The following is a 4,545-nucleotide window of genomic DNA, read 5'->3' on the forward strand; positions in this document are numbered from 1 at the left end:
CCGCGCGGGCTGCGACCGGCGCGACGGCCAGGAGCGTCGCGAGCGTCAGGCAGGACGCGCCAAGGGCAGGGCGCACGATCGAATCCCCCTCGTTCCCGCCCGATCCAGCGACCCGATTGTGGCGCCGATGCGGTTGCGGGCCGCGGAGCCTATTCCAGCGGGCCGACCGCGGCCTCCACCGCCGCGACCACCGCCCCCGAGCGCACCAGAGCGAGCGCGGCCTCCATCTCGCTCTGGTACCAGCGGTCGCCGGACAGGGCCGGGGCGATGACCTTGCGCACCGCGTCCAGCGCCGCCTGGGTGCCGGAGCCGAGGGGATGCTCCCGGGCCACGTCGGCGACGAGGGAGAGCGCCTGGCAGGCCATCAGGATCTCGCCGGCGACGATGGTCTCGACGTTGGCGACGATGGTGCGGGCCTTGCGCGCGCACCAGGTCGAGTTCGAGACGTGGTCCTCGGCGTTCGACTTGCCGGGGATCGAGTCGACCGAGCCGGGCATCGACAGGGTCCGGTTCTCCATGACGAGGGCCGACATCGTGCATTGCACGGTGGCGAAGCCCGTGTTGAGGCCCTTCTTGCCGGCGAGCAGGTTGCGCGGCAGGCCGTAGCTCATGGTCGGGTCGACGAGGCGCGCGAGCCGCCGCTCCGAGATCGAGCCGAGGTCGGTGGCGGTGATGGCGAGCAGGTCCATCGCCTGCGCCACGTAGGCGCCGTGGAAGTGCCCGGCCGAGATGCAGGTGTAGTGGTCGGCCCCGTCGGCGAAGATCAGCGGGTTGTCGGTGGCCGCGTTGATCTCGGTGCCCATGATGCCGTCGACGTAGGCCAGCGCCTCGCGCACCGGCCCGTGCACCTGCGGCGCGCAGCGCAGCGAGTACACGTCCTGCACCCGCGGCGGCGGGGCCTGGCCGGGCGCGCGGGCCTCGTCGGGGAACACCGTGACGCGGGCGCCTTCGGTGCAGCGCTCGGAATCGCCGATCATCCGCAGCACGTTGCGGGCCGAGGCCGCCTGGCCCTTGTGCGGGCGGGCGGCGTGGACGCGGGGATCGAAGGCGGCCTTCTCCGCCCGCAACGCCTCGAGCGTCAGGGCGAGCGCGACCTCGGCGGCCTTCAGCACCCGCTTCATGTCCTCGAGCGCCAGCACGCCGACGGCGAGCGACACGGTGGAGCCGTTGATCAGAGCCGAGGCGTCCTTGGCCTCCAGGGGGAATTCGGCCGGCAAGCCCGCCAGCGTCAGCGCCTCGCGGGCCGGCATGCGGCGGCCCTCGTAATAGGCCTCGGCCTCCGCGAACCCGCAGATCGCCCCGGCCAGGTGCGCCAGCGGCGCGAGGTCGCCAGACGCCCCGACCGAACCCTTGGACGGGATCACCGGCACGATCCCGGCGTTCAGGCAGGCGAGCAGCCGGTCGACGACGGCGACGCGCGGCCCGGAGAAGTTCGAGGCGAAGGCGTTGGCGCGCAGCAGCATGGTGGCGCGCACCGCCTCCGCGTCGAACGGCTCGCCCATGCCAGTGGCGTGGGCGTAGACGGTGAGCCGCTGGTAGGCCTGCATCTCGTCCATGCGCACGCGCTGGTCCTTGAACAGGCCGACGCCGGTGTTGAACGAATACATCAGCGGCGCGTCGTCGGTCATGAAGTGCGCGTCGATGTAGTCCCGCGCACCGACGAGGTTCTTTCGCGCGCCCTCGTCCAGGACCGCCTCGGCGCGGTGGCCGGCGGCGTCGAGGCGGGCGACCGCGAGCACGTCCGCTGCGGTGAGGGTGCGGCCGTCGATGGTGGTCGTCGTCATGGGCTGTCTCTCGAAGGAGGGCTTTCCCGGCGGGGGAGCACGAACCGGGCCGTCACGGCGCCGGATGGCGGGCGATCCAGTGGCGGGCGATGTCGAGGCGGCGGGCGAGCCAGACGCGGTCGTGGGCGGCGACGTGGTCGAGGAAGCGGGCGAGCGCCGCCATCCGCCCCGGCCGGCCGACGAGGCGGCAATGCAGGCCGACCGACATCATCTTGGGCGCCGTCGCACCCTCGGCGTAGAGCACGTCGAAGCTGTCGCGGAGGTAGGCGAAGAACTGGTCGCCGGAATTGAAGCCCTGGAGGCTGGCGAACCGCATGTCGTTGGCGTCGAGGGTGTAGGGCACCACGAGGCCGGTGCGCCCGGCCTGCGTCAGCCAGTAGGGCAGGTCGTCGGCGTAGGAATCCGACAGGTAGGTGAAGCCGCGCTCCAGGCCGAGCTCCAGGGTGTGGACCGAGGAGCGGCCGGTGTACCAGCCCTCGGGCCTCGTCCCCGTCACCGCCGCGTGGATGCGGATCGCCTCGTCCATCGCCGCCCCCTCGTCCGCGCGGGAGGCGTCGCGCATGTCGATCCACTTGAGGCCGTGGCTGGCGATCTCCCACTCGGCCTCCCGCATCGCCGCGACGGCCTCCGGGTTGCGCATCAGCGCATGCGCCACGCCGAACACGGTGACGGGAATCCCGCGGGCCGTGAACAGCCGCCACAGCCGCCAGAACCCGGCGCGCGAGCCGTACTCGTAGAGCGATTCCATGTTCATGTGGCGCTGCCCCGGCCAGGGCTGCGCGCCGACGATCTCGGACAGGAACGCCTCGGACGCGGGGTCGCCGTGCAGGATGCAGTTCTCGGCGCCCTCCTCGTAGTTCAGCACGATCTGCACCGCGACGCGGGCCTCGCCCGGCCAGTCGGCCCGAGGCGGGTTGCGGCCGTAGCCGACGAGGTCGCGGGGGTAGGCAGGGTCGCGGGGATCGGTCAACGGATCTGCTCGGGTGGTCGCCAGGCTCCCTCGACGCAAGGACGCGGCCGGGGCCGCCGTCAACCCCGCCCGCGGGATCCGGCCCGAATCCCGCTTGAAGCCGGCGCCCGCCGTGCCCCCTCGGCGCGGCGCCGGAAAGCCGTGAAACCAGGACCGCCGATGCGCACGATCCCGATCGAACCGGTGGACGAGGCCGCCCTTCGGCCCTTCGCCGACCTGCTGGTCGCACCGGACAGCGGGCCGCGGCAGGACCATGCGAGCCCGATCGAGAACTTTCGCGCGGGCGTGGCCGCCAACCTCGCCCTGATCCGCAGCGAGCCGTTCGCCGGCCTGATGCCCCTGACCCGCCTGGAGCGGCATCCCCATTCGAGCCAGACCTTCCTGCCGCTGGCGGTGGAGGCCTACCTCGTCGTCGTGGCGCCCGACCGCGATGGGCGGCCCGACGAATCCGCGATCCGCGCCTTCCGGGTGCCGGGGCACGCCGGCGTCAACTACCGCGCCGGGGCCTGGCACGCGCACCTGACGACGCTCTCGACCCCCGGCACCTTCGCGATGCTCGTGCACGAGGACGGCACGCCGGAGGATTGCGTGTTCGCCGCCATCGCGCCGGTGACCCTCGGCCCCGATTGATCGATCTGTGCCCGCATGATGCGCAGCGTCAGCCAAATGATTATAAAATAGGCAAATCCGCCTGATCGGATCATGCCTGCGAAATGGGCAGGCGCGATACCTAGCCCCTTACGCGCCGGGTTTGGCGCAACCCTTGCCCGCCGACCCTGCCCCGCTCGGCCCACGCCCTTTCGATGAGGATGCCCGATGACGACCCGCGACGCACCGCTGCCGGATCTCGATGCCTTCGCCGCCGCCAGCGCCGCACTTCTCGGCTTGAGCCTCGATCCCGCCTGGATCGCGCCGGTGACGGCCAACCTCCGGGTGCTGGCCGCCGCAGCCGACCTCGTCGGCGGCTTCCCGCTGCCCGACGAGGCCGAGGCCGCCCCGGTCTTCGAGGCCTGAGGCGATGGAGCAGAGCACCGACTGGAGCCGGGCCGAGGCCGGTTCGATCGCCGCCGGCGTCGGGCAGGGGCGTGTCCGGGCGCGCACCGTGATCGAGGCCGCGCTGGCGCGGATCGCCCGGATCGACCCGGCGATCAACGCCTTCACCGACGTGACCGCCGACCGGGCGCTGGCCGACGTCGTCGCCGACCACGCGATCCCGCAGGCGCTGCCGGCGGCGCTGATCGAAGGGTTCGCCTGGGATTGCGAAGGCCGCCGCTACGCGACCTTGGGCGAACTCTGCGCCTACGCCGCCCGGGTCGCGGCTTCTGTGGGCGCGACGATGACGCTGATCATGGGCGTGCGCGACGCCGACGTGCTGGCGCGGGCCTGCGACCTCGGCGTCGCGATGCAGCTCACCAACATCGCCCGCGACGTCGGCGAGGATGCGCGCATGGGGCGCCTCTACCTGCCCCTCGACTGGCTCGAAGAGGCCGGCATCGATCCGGACGCGTTCCTGGCCGAGCCGACGGCGACGGATGCCCTGCGCGACGTGGTCGCCCGGTTGCTGGCTGCCGCGGACGTGCTCTACGCCCGCTCGGAGGCCGGCGTCGGCGGCCTGCCGCTCGCCTGCCGCCCGGCGATCCGGGCCGCGCGCCTGATCTACGCCGAGATCGGCGCGGAGATCGCCCGGAACGGGTTCGACAGCGTCACCCGCCGCGCCCGCGTCGGGGCGGGGCGCAAGCTGAAGCTGCTCACCCGCGCCGCGCTGCCGCTTGGCGGCGGCGCCGACCGCGA

General features: G+C 72.8%; 4 protein-coding genes and 1 pseudogene. 3 read left to right on the top strand and 2 right to left on the bottom strand.

Going from position 1 to position 4,545, the window contains the following annotated elements; all coding sequences use genetic code 11:
- Positions 1 to 149: 149 nt before the first annotated feature.
- Positions 150 to 1,784, bottom strand: a complete 1,635-nt coding sequence (locus FV222_RS17985; protein WP_147764371.1) for an aromatic amino acid ammonia-lyase — start codon at positions 1,782 to 1,784, stop codon at positions 150 to 152.
- A gap of 58 nt (positions 1,785 to 1,842) precedes the next feature.
- A pseudogene (puuE, locus tag FV222_RS17990) lies at positions 1,843 to 2,754 on the bottom strand (allantoinase PuuE); the annotation flags it as partial.
- 159 nt (positions 2,755 to 2,913) lie between these two features.
- Between puuE and FV222_RS17995 the strand changes: the two are divergent.
- The 3 genes from FV222_RS17995 to FV222_RS18005 form a co-directional block, all read left to right on the top strand.
- Positions 2,914 to 3,384: an ureidoglycolate lyase gene (locus tag FV222_RS17995; RefSeq protein ID WP_147764369.1), complete on the top strand. Its 471-nt coding sequence runs from the start codon at positions 2,914 to 2,916 to the stop codon at positions 3,382 to 3,384.
- Positions 3,385 to 3,570: 186 nt separating this feature from the next.
- Entirely contained in the window at positions 3,571 to 3,768 is a 198-nt protein-coding gene (locus tag FV222_RS18000; RefSeq protein ID WP_147764368.1) for a DUF4089 domain-containing protein, read from the top strand.
- Positions 3,769 to 3,772: 4 nt separating this feature from the next.
- A partial coding sequence (locus tag FV222_RS18005; protein WP_147815311.1) for a phytoene/squalene synthase family protein occupies positions 3,773 to 4,545 on the top strand: 773 nt, incomplete at its 3' end.

Source organism: Methylobacterium sp. WL103, assembly GCF_008039885.1.
In the GTDB taxonomy this organism is placed as follows: domain Bacteria; phylum Pseudomonadota; class Alphaproteobacteria; order Rhizobiales; family Beijerinckiaceae; genus Methylobacterium; species Methylobacterium cerastii.

What these genes read in the sequence shown, in the direction of transcription:
- FV222_RS17985 (WP_147764371.1), bottom strand. Translation starts at nt 1,784, where the DNA reads ATGACGACGACCACCATCGACGGCCGCACCCTCACCGCAGCGGACGTG.
- FV222_RS17995 (WP_147764369.1), top strand. Translation starts at nt 2,914, where the DNA reads ATGCGCACGATCCCGATCGAACCGGTGGACGAGGCCGCCCTTCGGCCC.
- FV222_RS18000 (WP_147764368.1), top strand. Translation starts at nt 3,571, where the DNA reads ATGACGACCCGCGACGCACCGCTGCCGGATCTCGATGCCTTCGCCGCC.